Source organism: Tatumella terrea (genome assembly GCF_039523755.1).
Classification (GTDB): domain Bacteria; phylum Pseudomonadota; class Gammaproteobacteria; order Enterobacterales; family Enterobacteriaceae; genus Tatumella; species Tatumella terrea.
The window spans coordinates 1-17,285 of the sequence record NZ_BAAAFX010000005.1 but is presented as its reverse complement, the minus strand read 5'-3'; the positions used below and the strand labels follow the sequence as shown (position 1 = coordinate 17,285).

General features: G+C 51.1%; 27 protein-coding genes and 1 other RNA gene. 24 read left to right on the top strand and 4 right to left on the bottom strand.

What is annotated here, in order from left to right:
• Window positions 1-22 precede the first annotated feature (22 nt).
• Genes ABD035_RS02660 through ABD035_RS02625 form a run of 8 tightly spaced genes read left to right on the top strand, consistent with a single transcriptional unit; the run spans window position 23 to window position 2,799 of the window.
• Window positions 23-487, top strand: a complete 465-nt coding sequence (locus ABD035_RS02660) for a head completion/stabilization protein (protein WP_343867481.1) — start codon at window positions 23-25, stop codon at window positions 485-487.
• Window positions 487-690: a tail protein X gene (locus ABD035_RS02655; RefSeq protein WP_343867479.1), complete on the top strand. Its 204-nt coding sequence runs from the start codon at window positions 487-489 to the stop codon at window positions 688-690. The genes ABD035_RS02660 and ABD035_RS02655 overlap by 1 nt, the downstream gene beginning before the upstream one ends.
• A 3-nt stretch (window positions 691-693) precedes the next feature.
• Window positions 694-909 carry an HP1 family phage holin gene (locus ABD035_RS02650; RefSeq protein WP_343867477.1) on the top strand — a complete coding sequence of 72 codons (216 nt, stop codon included), beginning with the start codon at window positions 694-696 and terminating at the stop codon, window positions 907-909.
• Window positions 890-1,405 (top strand): lysozyme, encoded by a 516-nt coding sequence (locus ABD035_RS02645; RefSeq protein ID WP_343867475.1) that lies wholly within the window; start codon window positions 890-892, stop codon window positions 1,403-1,405. Before ABD035_RS02650 ends, ABD035_RS02645 begins: the two co-directional genes overlap by 20 nt.
• The gene (gene lysB, locus ABD035_RS02640) at window positions 1,402-1,830 is read left to right on the top strand and encodes an Rz-like lysis system protein LysB (protein WP_343867473.1); all 429 of its coding nucleotides are present in this window, start codon (window positions 1,402-1,404) and stop codon (window positions 1,828-1,830) included. Before ABD035_RS02645 ends, lysB begins: the two co-directional genes overlap by 4 nt.
• A complete protein-coding gene (gene lysC, locus ABD035_RS02635; RefSeq protein WP_343867583.1) occupies window positions 1,715-1,963 on the top strand; it encodes an Rz1-like lysis system protein LysC in 249 nt (82 codons plus the stop codon). The genes lysB and lysC overlap by 116 nt, the downstream gene beginning before the upstream one ends.
• Window positions 1,926-2,357: a phage tail protein gene (locus tag ABD035_RS02630; protein ID WP_343867471.1), complete on the top strand. Its 432-nt coding sequence runs from the start codon at window positions 1,926-1,928 to the stop codon at window positions 2,355-2,357. The genes lysC and ABD035_RS02630 overlap by 38 nt, the downstream gene beginning before the upstream one ends.
• Window positions 2,350-2,799 carry a phage virion morphogenesis protein gene (locus ABD035_RS02625; RefSeq protein WP_343867469.1) on the top strand — a complete coding sequence of 150 codons (450 nt, stop codon included), beginning with the start codon at window positions 2,350-2,352 and terminating at the stop codon, window positions 2,797-2,799. The genes ABD035_RS02630 and ABD035_RS02625 overlap by 8 nt, the downstream gene beginning before the upstream one ends.
• A 1-nt stretch (window position 2,800) precedes the next feature.
• Here ABD035_RS02625 and ABD035_RS02620 read toward each other — a convergent pair whose 3' ends face one another.
• Window positions 2,801-3,496 (bottom strand): DUF6216 family protein, encoded by a 696-nt coding sequence (locus ABD035_RS02620; RefSeq protein WP_343867467.1) that lies wholly within the window; start codon window positions 3,494-3,496, stop codon window positions 2,801-2,803.
• A 100-nt stretch (window positions 3,497-3,596) separates the two neighbouring features.
• Between ABD035_RS02620 and ABD035_RS02615 the strand changes: the two genes are divergently transcribed.
• The 14 genes from ABD035_RS02615 (at window position 3,597) to ABD035_RS02550 (ending at window position 14,685) form a co-directional block, all read left to right on the top strand.
• Window positions 3,597-4,175, top strand: a complete 579-nt coding sequence (locus ABD035_RS02615; RefSeq protein WP_343867465.1) for a phage baseplate assembly protein V — start codon at window positions 3,597-3,599, stop codon at window positions 4,173-4,175.
• On the top strand, window positions 4,172-4,531 hold the full coding sequence (locus tag ABD035_RS02610) for a GPW/gp25 family protein (protein ID WP_343867463.1): 360 nt from the start codon (window positions 4,172-4,174) through the stop codon (window positions 4,529-4,531). The genes ABD035_RS02615 and ABD035_RS02610 overlap by 4 nt, the downstream gene beginning before the upstream one ends.
• Window positions 4,518-5,426, top strand: coding sequence for a baseplate assembly protein (locus ABD035_RS02605; protein ID WP_343867461.1), 909 nt, complete (start codon window positions 4,518-4,520; stop codon window positions 5,424-5,426). Before ABD035_RS02610 ends, ABD035_RS02605 begins: the two co-directional genes overlap by 14 nt.
• A complete protein-coding gene (locus tag ABD035_RS02600) occupies window positions 5,419-6,024 on the top strand; it encodes a phage tail protein I (protein WP_343867459.1) in 606 nt (201 codons plus the stop codon). The genes ABD035_RS02605 and ABD035_RS02600 overlap by 8 nt, the downstream gene beginning before the upstream one ends.
• Window positions 6,021-7,307 (top strand): phage tail protein, encoded by a 1,287-nt coding sequence (locus ABD035_RS02595; protein ID WP_343867457.1) that lies wholly within the window; start codon window positions 6,021-6,023, stop codon window positions 7,305-7,307. Before ABD035_RS02600 ends, ABD035_RS02595 begins: the two co-directional genes overlap by 4 nt.
• A 5-nt stretch (window positions 7,308-7,312) precedes the next feature.
• Window positions 7,313-7,771: a tail fiber assembly protein gene (locus ABD035_RS02590; protein ID WP_343867455.1), complete on the top strand. Its 459-nt coding sequence runs from the start codon at window positions 7,313-7,315 to the stop codon at window positions 7,769-7,771.
• A 133-nt stretch (window positions 7,772-7,904) separates the two neighbouring features.
• Window positions 7,905-9,077 (top strand): phage tail sheath protein, encoded by a 1,173-nt coding sequence (locus ABD035_RS02585; protein WP_343867452.1) that lies wholly within the window; start codon window positions 7,905-7,907, stop codon window positions 9,075-9,077.
• A gap of 12 nt (window positions 9,078-9,089) precedes the next feature.
• Window positions 9,090-9,605 (top strand): phage major tail tube protein, encoded by a 516-nt coding sequence (locus tag ABD035_RS02580; protein WP_343867450.1) that lies wholly within the window; start codon window positions 9,090-9,092, stop codon window positions 9,603-9,605.
• A gap of 53 nt (window positions 9,606-9,658) precedes the next feature.
• The gene (locus ABD035_RS02575; protein WP_343867448.1) at window positions 9,659-9,961 is read left to right on the top strand and encodes a phage tail assembly protein; all 303 of its coding nucleotides are present in this window, start codon (window positions 9,659-9,661) and stop codon (window positions 9,959-9,961) included.
• Between the two features lie 14 nt (window positions 9,962-9,975).
• Complete coding sequence (locus ABD035_RS02570; RefSeq protein WP_007848878.1) at window positions 9,976-10,095, top strand: GpE family phage tail protein; 120 nt, start codon at window positions 9,976-9,978, stop codon at window positions 10,093-10,095.
• Window positions 10,088-12,820, top strand: a complete 2,733-nt coding sequence (locus ABD035_RS02565; RefSeq protein WP_343867446.1) for a phage tail tape measure protein — start codon at window positions 10,088-10,090, stop codon at window positions 12,818-12,820. Before ABD035_RS02570 ends, ABD035_RS02565 begins: the two co-directional genes overlap by 8 nt.
• Window positions 12,817-13,302, top strand: a complete 486-nt coding sequence (locus ABD035_RS02560) for a phage tail protein (RefSeq protein ID WP_343867443.1) — start codon at window positions 12,817-12,819, stop codon at window positions 13,300-13,302. Before ABD035_RS02565 ends, ABD035_RS02560 begins: the two co-directional genes overlap by 4 nt.
• Complete coding sequence (locus ABD035_RS02555; protein WP_343867441.1) at window positions 13,299-14,399, top strand: phage late control D family protein; 1,101 nt, start codon at window positions 13,299-13,301, stop codon at window positions 14,397-14,399. Before ABD035_RS02560 ends, ABD035_RS02555 begins: the two co-directional genes overlap by 4 nt.
• A gap of 67 nt (window positions 14,400-14,466) precedes the next feature.
• The gene (locus ABD035_RS02550; RefSeq protein ID WP_343867439.1) at window positions 14,467-14,685 is read left to right on the top strand and encodes an ogr/Delta-like zinc finger family protein; all 219 of its coding nucleotides are present in this window, start codon (window positions 14,467-14,469) and stop codon (window positions 14,683-14,685) included.
• Window positions 14,686-14,714: 29 nt separating this feature from the next.
• Here ABD035_RS02550 and ABD035_RS02545 read toward each other — a convergent pair whose 3' ends face one another.
• The 3 genes from ABD035_RS02545 to smpB all read right to left on the bottom strand — a co-directional run bounded on the left by ABD035_RS02545 (window position 14,715) and on the right by smpB (window position 16,283).
• The gene (locus ABD035_RS02545; protein WP_343867437.1) at window positions 14,715-15,275 is read right to left on the bottom strand and encodes a DUF4875 domain-containing protein; all 561 of its coding nucleotides are present in this window, start codon (window positions 15,273-15,275) and stop codon (window positions 14,715-14,717) included.
• Between the two features lie 112 nt (window positions 15,276-15,387).
• Window positions 15,388-15,751, bottom strand: a transfer-messenger RNA (tmRNA) gene (ssrA, locus tag ABD035_RS02540).
• 49 nt (window positions 15,752-15,800) lie between these two features.
• Complete coding sequence (gene smpB / locus ABD035_RS02535) at window positions 15,801-16,283, bottom strand: SsrA-binding protein SmpB (RefSeq protein ID WP_025903734.1); 483 nt, start codon at window positions 16,281-16,283, stop codon at window positions 15,801-15,803.
• Window positions 16,284-16,437: 154 nt separating this feature from the next.
• Here smpB and ABD035_RS02530 point away from each other — a divergent pair, with 154 nt between their 5' ends.
• Window positions 16,438-16,872, top strand: coding sequence for a type II toxin-antitoxin system RatA family toxin (locus ABD035_RS02530; protein ID WP_212714920.1), 435 nt, complete (start codon window positions 16,438-16,440; stop codon window positions 16,870-16,872).
• Window positions 16,865-17,161, top strand: coding sequence for an RnfH family protein (locus tag ABD035_RS02525; protein ID WP_212714919.1), 297 nt, complete (start codon window positions 16,865-16,867; stop codon window positions 17,159-17,161). The genes ABD035_RS02530 and ABD035_RS02525 overlap by 8 nt, the downstream gene beginning before the upstream one ends.
• Window positions 17,162-17,285: the final 124 nt, after the last annotated feature.

Sequence of the window (17,285 nt, the reverse complement as noted above, 5' to 3'; positions counted from 1 at the left end):
CACCAGGTCAGGAGAAAGTCGTATGAAGTTTGTGGCGCCCGAACAGACACCGGTAAAGGCGGAGGTCATCAGAAATACGCCGTTCTGGCCTGATGTGGATCTCTCGGACTTTCGAAGTGTGATGCGCACTGACGGCACGGTGACACAACCGCGTTTAACGCAGATCCTGCTGTCGGCCATTTCTGAGGTTAACGCTGAACTGTACGACTTCCGCAACCGACAGCAGCGGCTGGGTTACCAGACTCTGGCGGAGGTTCCGGCAGAAATACTGGACGGTAAAAGTGAGCGTATACGTCATTACCACAATGCCGTTTTTTGCTGGGCGCGCGCCGTGATCGATGAACGTTATCAGGACTATGACGCAACGGGATCAGGAGTAAAGCGGGGAGAAGAACTCTCCGAAGCCTGCGGTGACTTATGGCGTGATGCCCGCCGTGCCGTCAGTCGGGTTCAGGATGCACCGCACTGTACGGTGGAACTTATCTGATGAAATTACGGGTACATCAGTATGAGACGGTAGATGCACTTTGCTGGCGGCACTATGGGCGTACGCAAGGCGTCTCTGAGCAGGTTCTGCAGGCAAATCCGGGGCTGGCTGACTACGGACCGTTTTTACCGCACGGGCTGGAGGTGGAACTACCGGACATTACGGCGTCAACCACGGCGCAGACCATCCAGTTATGGGACTGAATTATGAGTTCAGAACGGATCAGCTCTTTCATCACTTATTCTATCGCTGTGCTGCTGGCGTGGCTTGGCGATCTGTCACTCAAAGATGTGTCTACGGTAGCTGGCATATTGATTGGTATGCTGATGCTGGCTATCAACTGGTACTACAAACACCAGTCCTTAAAGTTGTTACGCAGCGGCAAAATATCCCGGGAGGACTATGAAACCTTCAATCGTTAAGCGCTGCCTTATCGGGACTGTGCTGGCCATCGCCGCCACGTTGCCGGGTTTTCAGTTGCTTCATACCTCCGTTGAAGGGCTGAAACTGATTGCCGATTATGAAGGATGCCGCCTGCAGCCTTATCAGTGCAGAGCGGGTGTGTGGACCGACGGGATCGGTAACACGAACGGTGTAGTGCCGGGAAAAACCATTACGGAGCGGCAGGCGGCGAAAGGACTTATCACCAACGTGTTGCTTGTTGAGCGGGCTCTGGATAAGTGCGTAGGACCGCCTATGCCACAAAAGGTCTATGACGCAGTGGTATCTTTTGCTTTTAACGTGGGGACCGGCAACGCATGCAGCTCCTCGCTGGTTAAGTTATTGAATCAGCGACGCTGGACGGATGCGTGCCATCAGCTGCCACGCTGGGTATATGTTAAAGGTGTGTTTAATCAGGGGCTGGATAACCGCCGCGCGCGGGAAATGGCCTGGTGCTTAAAAGGTGCTGGCGCATGACGCGCGTACTGTCAGTTTTGCTGGTGGTGATGATCGGGGTGCTGGGCTGGCTTTCGTGGCAGCTGAATAATGCCAGCCACACGATTGAGATGCAGGGCACAGTACTGGCAAGCAAAACGCAGCAACTGACGGAGAAAAACAGCCAGCTTATCGGGTTGTCCATTCTGACCGAAACCAACAGCCGGGAGCAGACGCGGCTTTATGCGGCAGCAGAAAAGACCGCTGCATTGCTGAGACGCCGTCAGCACCTGATCAGGGAGCTTAAACGTGAAAACGAGATTTTACAGCGCTGGGCTGATACTCCTTTACCTGCTGACATTGCCCGGTTGCGGGAGCGTCCGTCCATCGCCGGAGGTGCGGCTTACCGTGAATGGCTGTCCCGAAGTGACGCAGTGCCGCCTGGAAAGGTCAGCGCCGCGCAGTAACGGCGATCTGAATACCGCACTGAATGAAACCGAGGCCGCCTGGGCGGTCTGCGCTGACAAAGTGGACACCATTATATCGTGCCAGGAGCGAAGCAGTGAACAAACCGCAGTCCTTACGCAACGCCTTGAATAAGGCGGTGGCTTATGTCCGGGATAATCCGGACAAGCTACACCTTTTCATTGATAGTGGTTCACTGTTAGCGACCGGGGCTGCCTCTATGTCATGGGAATACCGTTATACACTGAACGTAATCGTTGAGGATTTCAGTGGTGATCAGAATCTGCTGATGGCTCCGGTGATGTTGTGGCTCCGCGCTAATCAGTCAGACGCTATACACAACCCGGAACTGCGTGAAAAGTTGTTTACCTTTGAAGCAGACATTCTGCGTAATGATGTGTGTGATATCAGTATTAACCTGCAACTGACAGAACGGATACTAGTCAGCACTGACGGCAGTGTGTCGAGCGTTGAGGCTATAACGGAACCGGATGACACCGAAGAAATATGGACGGTGAAACATGGGTGAGTTGCAAAGGGTAGATGACTGGCTGGTGGCTCTGCTGGCGAATCTGGAACCGTCTGCACGTCAGCGTATGATGCGTGAACTGGCGCAGCAGTTACGCCGGACACAGCAGCGAAATATCCGGCTGCAGCGTAATCCCGATGGCAGTGGCTATGTGCCACGAAAAGTCACGGCCCGGACCAAAAAGGGGCGCATTAAGCGGCAGATGTTTACGAAGTTACGCACCACAAAATACCTGAAAACTGCAGCCAGCATGAATACTGCCAGCGTGCAGTTTGTTGACAGAGTGCAACGTATTGCCCGTGTTCACCATTATGGCCTGCGCGATCGTGTTAGCCGTAAGGGGCCGACGGTGCGTTATGCAGAACGCCGGCTACTTGGTGTGAATAATGAGGTGGAAATCCTGACCCGTGACACTCTGTTACACTGGTTAGCTAAATATTAGGTCATGTTAAATATTGATAGCTTTTCTCAATCTCCGATTTATGAAAGTCAGTAATTTTTTTATTTATATAGAGATCTATAAACATACCCACACCAAGCATAAAAAAGCTAAAAATCGCCAGGAGGAAAATAGGTATTACAATTAAAAGGTAAAATGTGTTTTTACTTGATTCTTTAGATAATTCGGCCTTTTTATCATTCGATAACATATATCCACAGATGAACTCTTTTGTACCTTCCTTTATCGATGATATTTTATTGATTTCACTTTTATTTAAGCAGGTCTCTGGTGTTATGCTCCACTTGATTTCACCCGGTTTATTCTCCGCATTTTCAGGTTTAATCCAAAAGGAATCACGTGTTTCCTTTAGCGTTATGGAAAGCCATGTTATAGGCTCTTTGATTATCAGGTCAGTGAATTTATAGAAGCCAATCAACGATGAGGTAACAACGAGAGTTCCAAAGATCATAAGAGTTATTTTGTTACTCTTAGTATAGGGTTTAGTGCTTAATTTATATTTACAATGGCTAATTCTTATCATGAATGTTGATATGCCAAGTTTAGAGACTAAAAAATCTTCTTCCGGATATGTTTTATTTAACCATGAAATAAGCGAAGAGACTCCGCCAGCAAGCCACTTAAATATTAAACTGCCAATAGCAGTCGCTAAAAATGCATTTACTTTATCAAATTCCATATAAATTCCTCTCTGGATGAGTGACTAATAAGCTTATGTATCATTGATAAAACAATGAAACCATATTTGTTAAAAATATAAAAGCGGGCATTCTGGCACCATGAACGCACAACTCACCGAAATCATGCGCCTTATCACCAACCTGATCCGCACCGGCACCGTGACCGAAGTGGACCGGGAAAACTGGCTATGCCGGGTGAAAGTGGGCGAGCTTGAAACCAACTGGATTAAATGGCTGACATTGCGCGCAGGGGGTGGCCGTACCTGGTGGTGCCCGTCGCCGGATGAGCAGGTGGTGGTACTGAGTATGGGCGGTAACCTGGAAACCGCTTTCGCCCTGCCTGCTATTTACTCCGGTCAGTTTGCGCCGCCGTCGGATTCCGTGGACGGCTGCGTGACAGAGTATCCGGACGGCGGCTGGTTTGAATACGAACCGGATTCCGGACGCTGGTATGTCAAAGGTATTAAATCCATGGTGATCGAGGCGGCTGACAATATCACCTTTAAAACCGGTGAGTTTGTGGTGGAGGCTGACACCACGCGGATTAATAGCGGGGCAGTGATCAACGGCGGTGTCACTCAGGGTGGTGGTGCAATGAGTTCAAACGGTATCGTGGTGGATAAACACGCGCATTCCAAAGTGAAGTCCGGCGGTGATACATCCGGAGGTCCGGTATGACGCTCTATATCGGCATGAATCGTAATGACGGACAGAGTATTACGGACACTGACCACCTCCGCCAGTCGGTACGGGATATTCTGCTGACCCCGCAGGGGAGTCGGCTTGCCCGCCGGGAGTACGGTTCCCTGCTATCTGCACTGATCGATCAGCCACAAAATCCGGCACTGCGCTTGCAAATTATGTCTGCAGTCTATGTGGCACTGAGCCGCTGGGAGCCAAGACTTATGCTGGATTCTATTGTCATCAGTAGTGATTTTGATGGTTCCATGAGGGTTGATCTTGCCGGGCGGCGTAATAACGGGGCACCGGTTTCGCTATCCATTACCACAGGAGCTGATTATGGCAGTCATTGATCTCTCTCAGCTACCTGCGCCTCAGATAGTGGATGTACAGGATTTTGAGGGGCTGCTTGCGGAGCGTAAGGCGGCTTTTGTGGCTCTTTATCCTGAGGATGAGCAGGATGCAGTACGCCGCACGCTGGCGCTTGAGTCTGAACCCATTACTAAACTGCTGCAGGAAAGCACTTACCGTGAGCTCCTGTTGCGTCAGCGTATTAATGAGGCCGCACAGGCGGTTATGGTGGCGTATGCCATCGGGAGCGACCTCGAGCAGCTGGCAGCCAACAATAATGTAAATCGCATGACCATAACCCCGGCCGACAACAATGCTGTGCCACCGGTTGCGGCAGTGATGGAAAGCGATGAGTCATTACGACTGCGGATCCCTGCTGCATTTGAGGGACTGTCTGTAGCGGGGCCATCGGCGTCCTATGAGTTTCACGCCCGGAGTGCAGACGGGCGGGTGGCGGATGCCAGCGCAACCAGTCCGGCACCTTCAGAAGTTGTGCTTACCGTGCTGAGCCGTGAGGGTGATGGTACGGCAGAGGCTGACCTGCTGGCGATAGTTGAGAAGTCGCTTAACAGTGAGAACGTGCGGCCGGTGGCTGATCGCCTGACGGTGCGCAGCGCCGAAATTATCCCGTACAGCGTAGATGCCGCTATTTTTCTTTATCCGGGGCCGGAAACAGAGCCGGTGATAGCGGCGGCAAGAGCCAGCCTGAAAAAATACATCACCAGCCAGACGCGTCTGGGACGTGATATTCGCCGCAGTGCCATTTATGCCGCGTTGCACGTTGAAGGGGTGCAACGTGTTGAACTGACGTCACCGCCGGATGATATGGTGCTGGATAGAACTCAGGCGGCGTCATGTACAGAATGGCGCGTAAGTAACGGGGGCACCGATGAATAGCCTGCTGCCGCCTGGATCATCGCCGCTAGAACGCCGGCTGGCGCAGAGCTGCAGCGGAGTGTCAGATTTACAGGTGCCGTTACGGGATTTGTGGAACCCGGCAACGTGTCCGGTCAGCTTCCTTCCGTATCTGGCGTGGGCTTTTTCCGTTGACCGCTGGGATAACGGCTGGATGGAGAGCGTTAAGCGTCAGGTGGTGCAGGATGCTTTCTATATCCATCAGCATAAAGGGACAACCAGTGCTGTACGCCGTGTGGTAGAGCCGTTCGGCTTCCTGATCCGCATTCTTGAGTGGTGGCAGACCGGGGAACCTCCTGGCACGTTCCGCCTGGATATTGGCGTGCAGGAACAGGGCATCACGGAAGAAACCTATCTGGAGCTGGAACGCCTGATCGGTGATGCAAAACCCTGTAGCCGTCATCTGACAGGCTTATCCATCAACCTGCAAAGCAGCGGGGGATATTTTATCGGCGCAGCCACTTATACCGGCGAAGAAATCACTATTTATCCGTATATCAACGAAACCATTATTTCCGGTGGCACCGCTTATGAGGGCGGAGCGGTCCATGTTATTGACACAGTGAGAGTGAATCCATGAGCGCAAAATTTTATACCCTGCTGACGGATATTGGCGCGGCGAAGCTGGCAGATGCCACCGCACTCGGTGTTCCGCTGAAAATTACCTATATGGCGGTGGGAGATGGTGGTGGGGAGTTACCCACACCCAGCGCTCAACAGACCATGCTGGTGGCGGAAAAGCGTCGTGCCGACCTCAATATGCTGTATGTCGATCCGCAGAACGGCAGCCAGATTATTGCTGAACAGGTGATCCCTGAAACCGAGGGTGGCTGGTGGATCCGCGAGGTTGGTTTGTTCGATGAAACCGGTGCGCTGATTGCTGTAGGTAACTGCCCGGAGAGCTACAAGCCGCAGCTGGCTGAAGGGAGCGGCCGGACGCAGACCGTGCGTATGGTGTTGATTACCAGCAGTACCGATAATATCACCCTGAAAATTGACCCTGCGGTGGTGCTGGCAACCCGTAAGTATGTAGATGATAACGTACTGGAACTTCAGGTGTGTGTAGATGACCTGATGGCCAAACACCTTGCTGCTAAAGACCCGCATAAACAATATGCGCCCAAAAACAGTCCGGCATTCACCGGGGCACCAACGGCTCCCACTCAGGCAAATAGTGACAACAGCGGTAAGCTGGCGACAACGGAATTTGTGGCTAAAGCGGTTGCGGCTATTACAGACGATGCTCCGGAAAATCTTGATACGCTTAAAAAGCTGGCCGCCGCCATTGATAATGATCCTGATTTTTCAGTTGCCCTGTTAAACAAGCTGACCAAAGATCAAAATGGCGCAGATATTCCTGACCCTGCATTATTTCTCCAAAATCTTGGACTGCCGGATCTGTTAAATAAACGTGCTTTGAAAGCGGGTGACGCATCACAGAAATTTCGGGTGCAAAGCGCCCCTGGCGATAATAATGCAGCGGTACCCGTTTCCCTTCTTAATGCCGCGCTGAATTCAAAAGCTAATTTAAATGGCGATGCCGGTGAGGAATTTTCTGTCGCGGGCGGGGCATCACCCAACAGTGCGGTTGCCTATAAACAATTTCAGTCCGGGTCTAATGGAAATGGTGCGTGGGTAAAAATGCCTGGCGGAGCGCAATGGTGCCGCCAGAATCTCAGCATTCCGGCGAACTCAACGATCTCATGGATATTTCCTGCAGCGTTTGGCAGTGCACCCGCGCTGTTTTTCTCTTCATTCCATGGCGTCCCCCATATCTGGTTCACCGGAGCGTCTTCCAGTAAAGCAAATTTATATAACTCCAGCGGGGCTGCCCTTAACGTCAACTTACTGGCAATCTGGTGATTACTATGTCTGATAATACTGCATTACTGACTCAGGATGCTGAGTCATCGGGCTTCATGAACCGTTATTTTATTTTTACTGATAATGACGCCTATGTGGCCGGAATGATGATAGCCATAAATCAGGAGGAAGCTGACGGTTATATCGCTAAAAAGCTGACAGAGATCCCTGAAGATGTATTTGAATCTATAGGCCAGGACTCAAAGTACGTTGACGGGCAGGTGATTCAGGGAGAACCGCGTATTCCGGAACTAACAGAAGAAAGTGCCAGCGCAATCAAAAACGGATTGTTCAGGGAAGCCACTGATCGTATACAGGCGCTCCTGGACGCAATCGATTTAGGTATGTCGGAGAGCGGTGACGATGTACGACTCACAGAATGGAAAAAATACCGGGTATTGCTGATGCGGATAGATACAGCACAGCCGCTGGAAATTAAATGGCCTGAACTTCCAGAAAATTAATCCCTTCCCTGCGTCAGCGGGGATTTTTTTACCCCTCCAATTGTGTCATCCCCCACACATTACCCGGCACGTGCGCCCCGTGCATATCGACCAGAACATAGACTCACCCCCTGTAAACCGGAGAGACTGCCTTATGGGCCAGGATTACCACCACGGGGTGCGCGTTGTTGAAATCAACGAGGGCACCCGAACGATTACGACGGTGAGCACTGCTATCGTGGGCATGGTCTGCACCGGCGATGATGCTGATGTGTCTGTGTTTCCCCTTAATAAACCTGTTCTGCTGACTGATGTGCTGACTGCCAGTGGTAAAGCGGGGGAGTCCGGCACACTGGCACGTTCGCTGGATGCCATTGCTGACCAGGCTAAACCCGTGACTGTCGTTGTGCGCGTAGCGCAGGGCGAAACAGAAGACGAAACCACCTCCAACATCATCGGCGGCGTGACTGCTGACGGCAAAAAAACAGGCATGAAAGCGCTGCTCTCTGCGCAGACACAACTTGGCGTCAAACCACGCATTCTCGGTGTGCCAGGGCATGACACACAGGCAGTGGCCAGCGAACTACTGAGTGTGGCACAGAGTCTTCGGGGATTTGCTTACCTGTCTGCCTGTGGCTGCAAAACAGTCGAGGAAGCGATTACCTATCGCGCTAACTTCAGTCAGCGGGAAGGGATGCTGATTTGGCCTGATTTTATAAACTTTGACACCGTGCTGAATACAGAGGCGGCGGCTTATGCCACCGCCCGTGCACTTGGCTTACGCGCCAAAATCGACGAACAGACCGGCTGGCACAAAACCCTGTCCAATGTCGGCGTGAATGGTGTTACCGGTATTTCTGCTGATGTGTTCTGGGATCTCCAGGACCCGGCAACCGATGCCGGGCTGCTGAACCAAAATGATATTACTACGCTGATCCGCAAAGATGGCTTCCGATTCTGGGGTTCCCGCTGTCTCAGTGATGATCCTCTGTTTGCATTTGAGAACTACACCCGTACCGCGCAGGTGCTGGCAGATACGATGGCAGAGGCACATATGTGGACAGTGGATAAGCCACTTAACCCGTCGCTGGCCCGCGACATTATCGAAGGTATCCGCGCCAAAATGCGTAACCTGGTGAGTCAGGGTTACCTCATCGGTGGTGATTGCTGGCTGGATGAGGCCGTGAACGACAAAGAGACGCTTAAAGCCGGGAAGTTACTCATCGACTACGACTATACGCCAGTACCGCCGCTGGAAAATCTGCTGCTGCGTCAGCGCATCACGGACCGGTATCTGGTCGATTTTTCCAGTCAGGTCAGCGCATAAGGAGACAGGCATATGGCTTTACCACGCAAGTTAAAACACCTGAATCTGTTCAATGACGGGAATAACTGGCAGGGGATCGTTGAGTCTCTGACCCTGCCGAAATTCACCCGTAAGTTTGAAAAGTATCGCGGCGGCGGAATGGCGGGCGCTGTCGACGTAGATATGGGGCTGGATGACGGTGCTCTGGATACCGAATTCTCCATCGGTGGCACTGAACTGCTGTTGTACAGGCAGATGGGAAAAACCACGGTTGATGGTATCCAGTTACGTTTTACCGGGTCCCTCCAGCGTGACGATACCGGAGACGTGCAGGCTGTTGAGCTGGTTGTACGCGGCCGTCACAAGGAGGTGGATTCCGGCGAGTGGAAAACCGGTGAGGGTAGTACGACCAAAGTCAGCAGTACCAATAGCTACGCAAAGCTGACCATCAATGGTGAGGTACTGTATGAGGTGGATGTGGTCAATATGGTGGAAATCGTTGGTGGTGTTGACCTGATGGAAGCACACCGTAATGCACTTGGCCTTTAAGTAACTATCAGGGCACGGAGGGCGTGCCACTGTCTTATTAACAGGAAGCTAGCATGAGTGACAAACAGACTGAAACAACAGTACAGCTGGATACCCCGATCATACGTGGTACCACAGAAATCACTGAAATTTTACTACGTAAACCGCAGTCCGGCGCACTAAGGGGCACTCGTCTGCAGGCCATTATGGATATGGATGTGGGCGCGATGATGACGATTATCCCGCGTATCTCTACCCCGACCCTGACCGCTCAGGAAATGGCCGAACTGGACCCTGCTGATCTCACTTCTCTTTCTGTGGAGGTGGTGACTTTTTTGTTGCCGAGATCGGTGCTTGCCGGTTTACCGACAGCCTGACCGTTGATGATCTGGTGGCAGATATTGCCACAATTTTTCACTGGCCGCCGTCCGTCACTGATGTTATGCCGCTGACTGAAGTGCTGGAGTGGCGGCATAAAGCGATACAGCGAAGCGGGGCCAGCGATGAGTGACAATAACCTGCGTCTGCAGGTGGTTCTCGGGGCGGTAGATAAGTTAACCCGCCCCTTCAAAAATGCGCAGGCTGCTTCAAAGGAGCTGGCTAACGCACTGAAAGCCAGCAGAGATAATCTAAAGAAACTTAACGAACAGACGGCGAGTATCGGGGGGTTCCGGAAGCTGCGTAATCAGCTTGAGGGTGCTAAAAGCGACCTCATGTCGGCACGCCAGAAAGTTTCTGCACTGGCGAAAGAGTTTGCCGCAAGCAGTAACCCTACCAAAAAGCAGGCTAAAGCATTAGACCAGGCCAGGCGACAAGCCAGCCGGCTTAAAGATGCCTATAGCGGTCTTCAGCAAACTGTTCAGCGTCAACGACTGGCATTGCTCGGCACGGGAATTGATACCAAAAAGCTGTCAGATGCTCAACGCCGTTTAAAGGCAGACACCGAGTCTGCAACCCGAACGCTTGCCAGGCAACAGGAACAGTTAAAGTCCCTGGGCGAGCGACAGGCGAAAATGAGTGCTGCACGGGAAAAATATCATGCCAGTAACCAGCAGAGGGCGATGATGGCCGGGGTGGGTTATACCTCTATGTCGACCGGTCGTACAATGCTCAATGGCCTGAAAAAAACGCTGAATGTGGGTTATGACTTTGACGCCATGATGAGCAAAACGCAGGCGATTACACGCATTCAGGATAAGAATAACCCCGAAATGGCAGCACTAAGACAACAGGCCAGAACGCTCCCGTTACAGTCTAAATTTACCGACCTGCAGGTAGCGGAGGGTCAGTACTTTCTGGGCCGGACAGGATACAGTGCGAAGCAAATCCGGGGCGCGATGCCGGGAATACTGAACCTTGCGACAGCCGGAGATATCGATCTCGGCACCACGGCTGATATTGCCTCCAATATTCAGACTGCGATGGGTATTCCGGCAGAGAAAATGGATCATGTCGCTGATGTTCTGACCGCACTGTTTACCCGCAACAACGTTGATATTCCCATGCTGGGGCAATCGCTGAAATATTCTGCCGGGGTTGGTCGGGAATATGGCCAATCTCTGGAAACTATCTCCGCTGCAACAGCAATGCTGGGAAGCGCAGGTATTCAGGGAAGCCAGGCGGGCACAACAATGCGTAGTATCCTGAGCCGTATTGGTACTTCGAAAGCAGTTGCTGAACTGGGTATTAATACTAAGGACAGTGCCGGAGATATGCGTGATCTGGTGGATATTTTAAGGGATATCGATAAAAAAACGGCCGGTATGGGCAATGTCGTACGTGGGCAGATATTTAAAAATATAGCAGGACAATATGCAGTAACAGGATTTGGTGTACTGATGCACGCGGCAGGGAATGGTTCTCTGGAACAGATGCGGGGTGCACCAGGTGAATATGATGGTGAAGCGGCCCGGGTATCAAAAACCATGCTTGATAACATGGCGGGCGATATGACCATGCTTCAGGCGGCTCTGGAAAATATCAGCGTTGAATTATTTGAAAAAAATAATGGCTGGCTAAGGGATCTTACAAAGTCTCTCAGTAGTGTGATGCATGGGGTCGCAGAGTTTTTAAAAGCTCACCCCGCGTTAAGTAAAGCATTTGTGATGATCGGGGCTGTGGTTGCCGGGGTTACGGCTGCATTTGGTGGTTTGATGTTGGCCATAGTCGGGTTGCTTTCCCCGATCACTTTATTACGTTTCCAGTTTTCAATGCTGGGAATCAAGGGTGGGAGTACTTTTGGCCTGCTATGGAAAGGGATGAAGGGCGTTGGCTCAGGAATTATGTGGCTGGGCAGACTGATGTGGGGGAATCCCATTTTGGCTGTTATTGGTCTGATCGCCGCGGGAGCCATCTATATCTGGCGGAACTGGGACACGCTCGGCCCGAAATTCAGAGCTATATGGAATGCCGTATGCAGTGCCACAGGTATCGCATGGGACTGGATAAAAGAAAAAGTCCGCACCACGTGGGCGGGGATCGGCTCATTATTCTTCAACTCTGCTTTGCCTGAGGTGGTGGTGAAAACCTGGGAGGCAATTAAGAGCGGAGTCTCTGAAGCCTGGACCAGTATCAGACAGTCCATCAGTGATAAATGGAATGAGATCCTTGATGACATTGCTGCACTCCCGTCGAAGTTCCGGGATATGGGCAGTGCGATCATCGACAGTATCCTGAACGGGATCAATGCAAAATGGGAAGCACTCAAGAGTAAGCTTACTTCTGTTACCGAATACCTGCCTGACTGGATGACCGGAAATAAAGCACAGGACAAAGCCAAAGGTCCGGCTGTCGGTGCAGCAGCGGCGGTAGCGGTTCCGTTTGCAGGTATGTATGACAGCGGCGGCTTAATCCCGCGTGGCCAGTTTGGCATTGTGGGAGAAAAGGGCCCGGAAATAGTCAAAGGCCCGGCAAATGTCACCGGCAGAGGGAAAACAGCCGCGCTGGCTTCCATCGTTGCAGGACTCATGGGAGCAGCGGCATTCTCTGCTGATGCGCTACCACTGCATCCTTATAGTTTGCCGGGCAGGGCATACCCGACACAGCCAGCGAATTCCGCCAGTCAGTCATCAGCTATTCGCTATGAGGTTAACGCGCCGATACACATTATCGCGCAGCCCGGACAAAGTGCTCAGGATATTGCCCGCGAAGTAGCGCGGCAGCTTGATGAACGTGAGCGCAGGGTCAGGGCCAAAGCCCGTAGCAGTTACAGTGATCAGGGAGGATATGATTCATGATGATGGTACTGGGGTTATATGTCTTTATGCTGCGCACTGTCCCGTATCAGGAACTGCAGTATCAGCGTAACTGGCGACATGTGGCTAATAGCCGGGTGAACCGCCGACCGTCAACACAGTTTCTTGGTCCGGATAATGATTCACTTTCCTTGTCCGGTGTACTGCTGCCGGAAGTGACAGGAGGCAGGCTGTCATTGCTGGCACTGGAACAGATGGCGGAGCTGGGCAAGGCGTGGCCTCTTATTGAGGGCAGCGGGACAATTTATGGTATGTATGTCATTGAGAGCCTGAGCCAGACCAAAACGGAATTTTTTGAAAGCGGAATGCCACGCCGTATTGAGTTCACGCTGACTCTGAAAAGGGTTGATGAGTCGCTGTCTGAAATGTTTGGCAGCCTCAGCGATCAACTCAGTAACCTGCAGAGTTCAGCTATCTCCGCGATTGATAATATAAAAAATACGGTGGGAGGGATGTTGCAATGAATTTCATGTCAGACCTCTTTAACCTGACCACTAAAAGTCCCGCGTTCAGTGTCACTATCGAAGGAAAAGACGTCACCACGGTGCTGAATTCGCGTCTGATGAGCCTGACGCTTACCGACAACCGGGAGTTTGAGGCTGACCAGCTGGATTTAGAACTGGACGACGCCGACGGACAGATCGTCATGCCGCGACGTGGTGCGGTTATTCAGCTGGCGCTGGGATGGAAGGGACAACCACTGTTCCCCAAAGGAAAATTTACCGTAGATGAAATTGAGCATAGCGGCGCACCTGACCGTCTGACTATCCGTGCCCGCAGTGCAGATTTTCGTGAAACCCTTAATATCCGACGTGAAAAGTCATGGCATCAGACGACCTTAGGCGACGTAGTCAACGAGATTGCCTTACGGAATAAACTTAATACTGCACTGGACCGGGAAATGGCGGGCAGGGTACTGGAACATATAGATCAGACTAACGAAAGTGACGCCAGTTTCCTGATGCGGCTGGCGCGTCAGTTTGGGGCTATGGCGTCGGTCAAAGACAGTAATCTCCTGTTTCTGCGACAGGGACAGGGCAGAACTGCAAGCGGTAAGCTGCTGCCGGTGATCACGATAGGGCGTAAAGCCGGTGACAGTCATCATTTTTCCCTGGCTGATCGTGATGCCTATACCGGAGTAACAGCTCACTGGCTGAATACACGAGAGCCAAAGAAAAAAGAAACAACCCAGGTCAGACGCCTGCGGAAAAGACAAATCCCTGAACAAACTTCACAAGAGAAAGAAGGGGATTATCTGGCGGGAACCGATGAAAATGTATTGGTACTTAATCATACCTACGCTAACCGGGCGAATGCAGAGCGTCAGGCCAGAATTGTCTGGGAACGGCTGCAGCGTGGTGTTGCGTCCTTTTCCCTGCAACTCGCAGAAGGCAGGGCAGATCTTTATACCGAAATGCCGGTGAAAGTCAGTGGCTTTAAGAAGCCTATTGATGATGCCGAGTGGACCATTACCACTCTGACGCATACCATCAGCCCGGATAACGGTTTTACGACCTCTCTGGAACTTGAAGTAAAGATCGATGATCTTCAGACAGAATAAAGGAGTTCTCAATATTGATTATTTGTGTATCATTATTGAGATTCTAACGGTGGCGGAGAATTTAAAAATGATGAATTGCCCGAAGTGTGGACACGCAGCACATACCCGTAGCAGTTTTCAGGTGACTGACAATACGAAGGAACGTTACTGCCAGTGCCAGAATATCAATTGTGGCAGCACTTTTGTGACCCATGAGACGGTGGTACGGTTTATAGTGACCCCCGGTGTCGTTATTAATGCGCCATTGCATCCGTCACCAGAGGGCCAGGGCTATATCAATTTCTGAAACAGCCCCACGATAAACATAAACCCCATCTATAGGGTGATAACCGGCTCTAATTCAATGTAGGGTACGTTAACTTCACTGGTTTTAATCTTCAGTTTTTTCGCTACGTCCGCTGTCACTGCTTCCTCGTCAAAAATCCCTTTTTCTGCAAGTTCATTTGCGCTTTTAACGGACTGTCCCCAAATCTTAATAGCCCTATCCGATAAATGAATGTCGGTGGAAGTAATTATTAATTTCCGGCCGTCGCATTTTGTACCAGAGGCTCCGCAGCCATCAGCGTAATATTCACCTTTAGCAAGAAGCGCTCCGGACCCCAGCAGTTCCTGTGAAGGTATCAGCAGAGCAGTCACAACAACAGCGTGTGATCCTGTTACCTTATCTTCAATAGCTTGTTTAATGGTATCTGCGCGGCTGGTTTTATCATGAGCTGCCGGAGCAAGAATTGTGATACTGGCTCGAATGCGTTTGGTACCGATAGAGGTATTCGTATCCTGAATAACCTGATACGGCACAGCTGCTGCCAGAGAGAAGAATGAACAAAGCGTTAAGGTAAAGCCAGTTAAAAAATGCAGGGGGTGCATTGTGACCATTAGAACCATCCTTGTGTCCGTAAAAAGTCGATATGACGGAAATCCTGTCGCCATTTTGCCGCCATTCACAAAGGAAAAGGGGCTACGTTTTCACGTAACCCCTTCTTTTGTTTGGTGGAGCTGGCGGGAGTTGAACCCGCGTCCGAAATTACTACACCGTCGGCACTACATGCTTAGTCCAATCTTTACATTCGCTTGTCAGCTGCGGATGGACACGCCACTAACAAACTAGCCTGATTAAGTTTAATGCTTCAACCCCAGGCAGGGTATCCACACGATCTCTTTTGGGTTTGACCTCTCTTGATCCCCGTCCTAAGAGCGGAGGCTAGGGAGAGAGGGCTCTGAGCAGGTTATTAAGCTGCTAGTGCGTAGTTTTCGTCGTTTGCGACTATTTTTTTGCGGCTTTTTACGAGGCCAACCGCCCCTCGGCATGCTCCTTGGGCTTCGCAAATCCCGTCGAATCCAGAATCAGCCCCAGGTACTGTCGGTTACTATATCAGGAAAAGCATCAGCTACACCAGTAGTTTAGCGATTTCCTTTTTTCATAATCCGTGCTTTGTCGATTTTCCACTCACGCTCGCGGATGTCATCACGCTTGTCATGCTCTTTCTTACCTTTGGCGACACCAATCTTCAGTTTACACCAGGCATTTTTCCAGTACAGCGACAGTGCAACGATCGTGTAACCTTCACGATTCACCCGGCCAAAAATGGAATCCAGTTCACGCTGCTTCAGCAATAATTTACGGTTGCGGGTTGGGTCGCATACCACATGCGTCGAAGCCCCCAGCAAGGGCTGGAAGGTTGCACCAAACAGAAATGCTTCACCATCACGCAACAGAATGTAACTTTCGCTGATGTTCGCTTTGCCTGCGCGCAGTGACTTTACTTCCCATCCCTGCAACGACAATCCGGCCTCGAATTCTTCCTCGATGAAATATTCATGACGGGCGCGTTTGTTGAGGGCAATGGTTGCAGAACCGGGTTTGTTAGCTTTTTTCTTAGTCATAATATCGCTTATTTTACACCACTTATGCGCAGAAACCATCCCCTGTCACGGGGGAGTAAGTGACATATTCTAGCATGCCAGTAGCATGAAGACATTTTTGTTTAACTAATGAAACTGGTATGATCCAGGGGTTTTCTACTTAGCAGGAAGTGTTATGGCCCAGATTAGTCGTTCAGCGCTGGTCCCGTTCAGTGCTGAAAAAATGTACCAGCTTGTGAATGATGTCGATGCCTATCCGCAATTCTTACCAGGCTGTACCGGTAGCCGGATTATCGACAGTTCTGAAAACCAGATGACCGCTTCTGTCGATGTGTCTAAGGCGGGGATCAGTAAGACATTTACGACTCTCAATACGCTGACAAATAACCAGCGGATCCATATGCAACTGGTGGAAGGTCCGTTCCGTAAACTGAGCGGCGGCTGGCAGTTCTTTGCGCTGGGTGATGACGCCTGTAAGGTCGAGCTGAGTCTGGATTTCGAATTTACCAATATGCTGGTAGAAATGGCCTTTGGACGGGTTTTCAAAGAGCTTGCTAACAGTATGGTTCAGGCCTTCACGATACGAGCCAAAGAGGTTTACAGTGGCTGATATTCAGGTTGAGGTGGTTTATGCACTGCCTGAGAAACAATACCTGCGTACGGTCAGCGTGCCTGAAGGGAGTACGATTGAGCAGGCAGTTATCGCCTCAGGGTTACCGGAGCTGCGTAAAGATATTAATCTTGCCGAAAACAAAGTCGGCATATACAGCCGGGCCGCCAAACTGCAGGATGTCGTACAGGCCGGTGACAGGGTAGAGATCTACCGTCCTCTGCTGGCAGACCCGAAAGAACTCCGTCGTCAGAGAGCGGAACGCTCAGCAAAAAATAACCAGAAATGACCCGGCATCTGCCAGTGACAGAATAAAAAAAAGCGCAGTGAATACTGCGCTTTTTTATTGTCACCCCTAAACCACCTCCTAGGGAGGTGGTGATTGACCCTGTAAGGCTATAGCCTGAAGAATG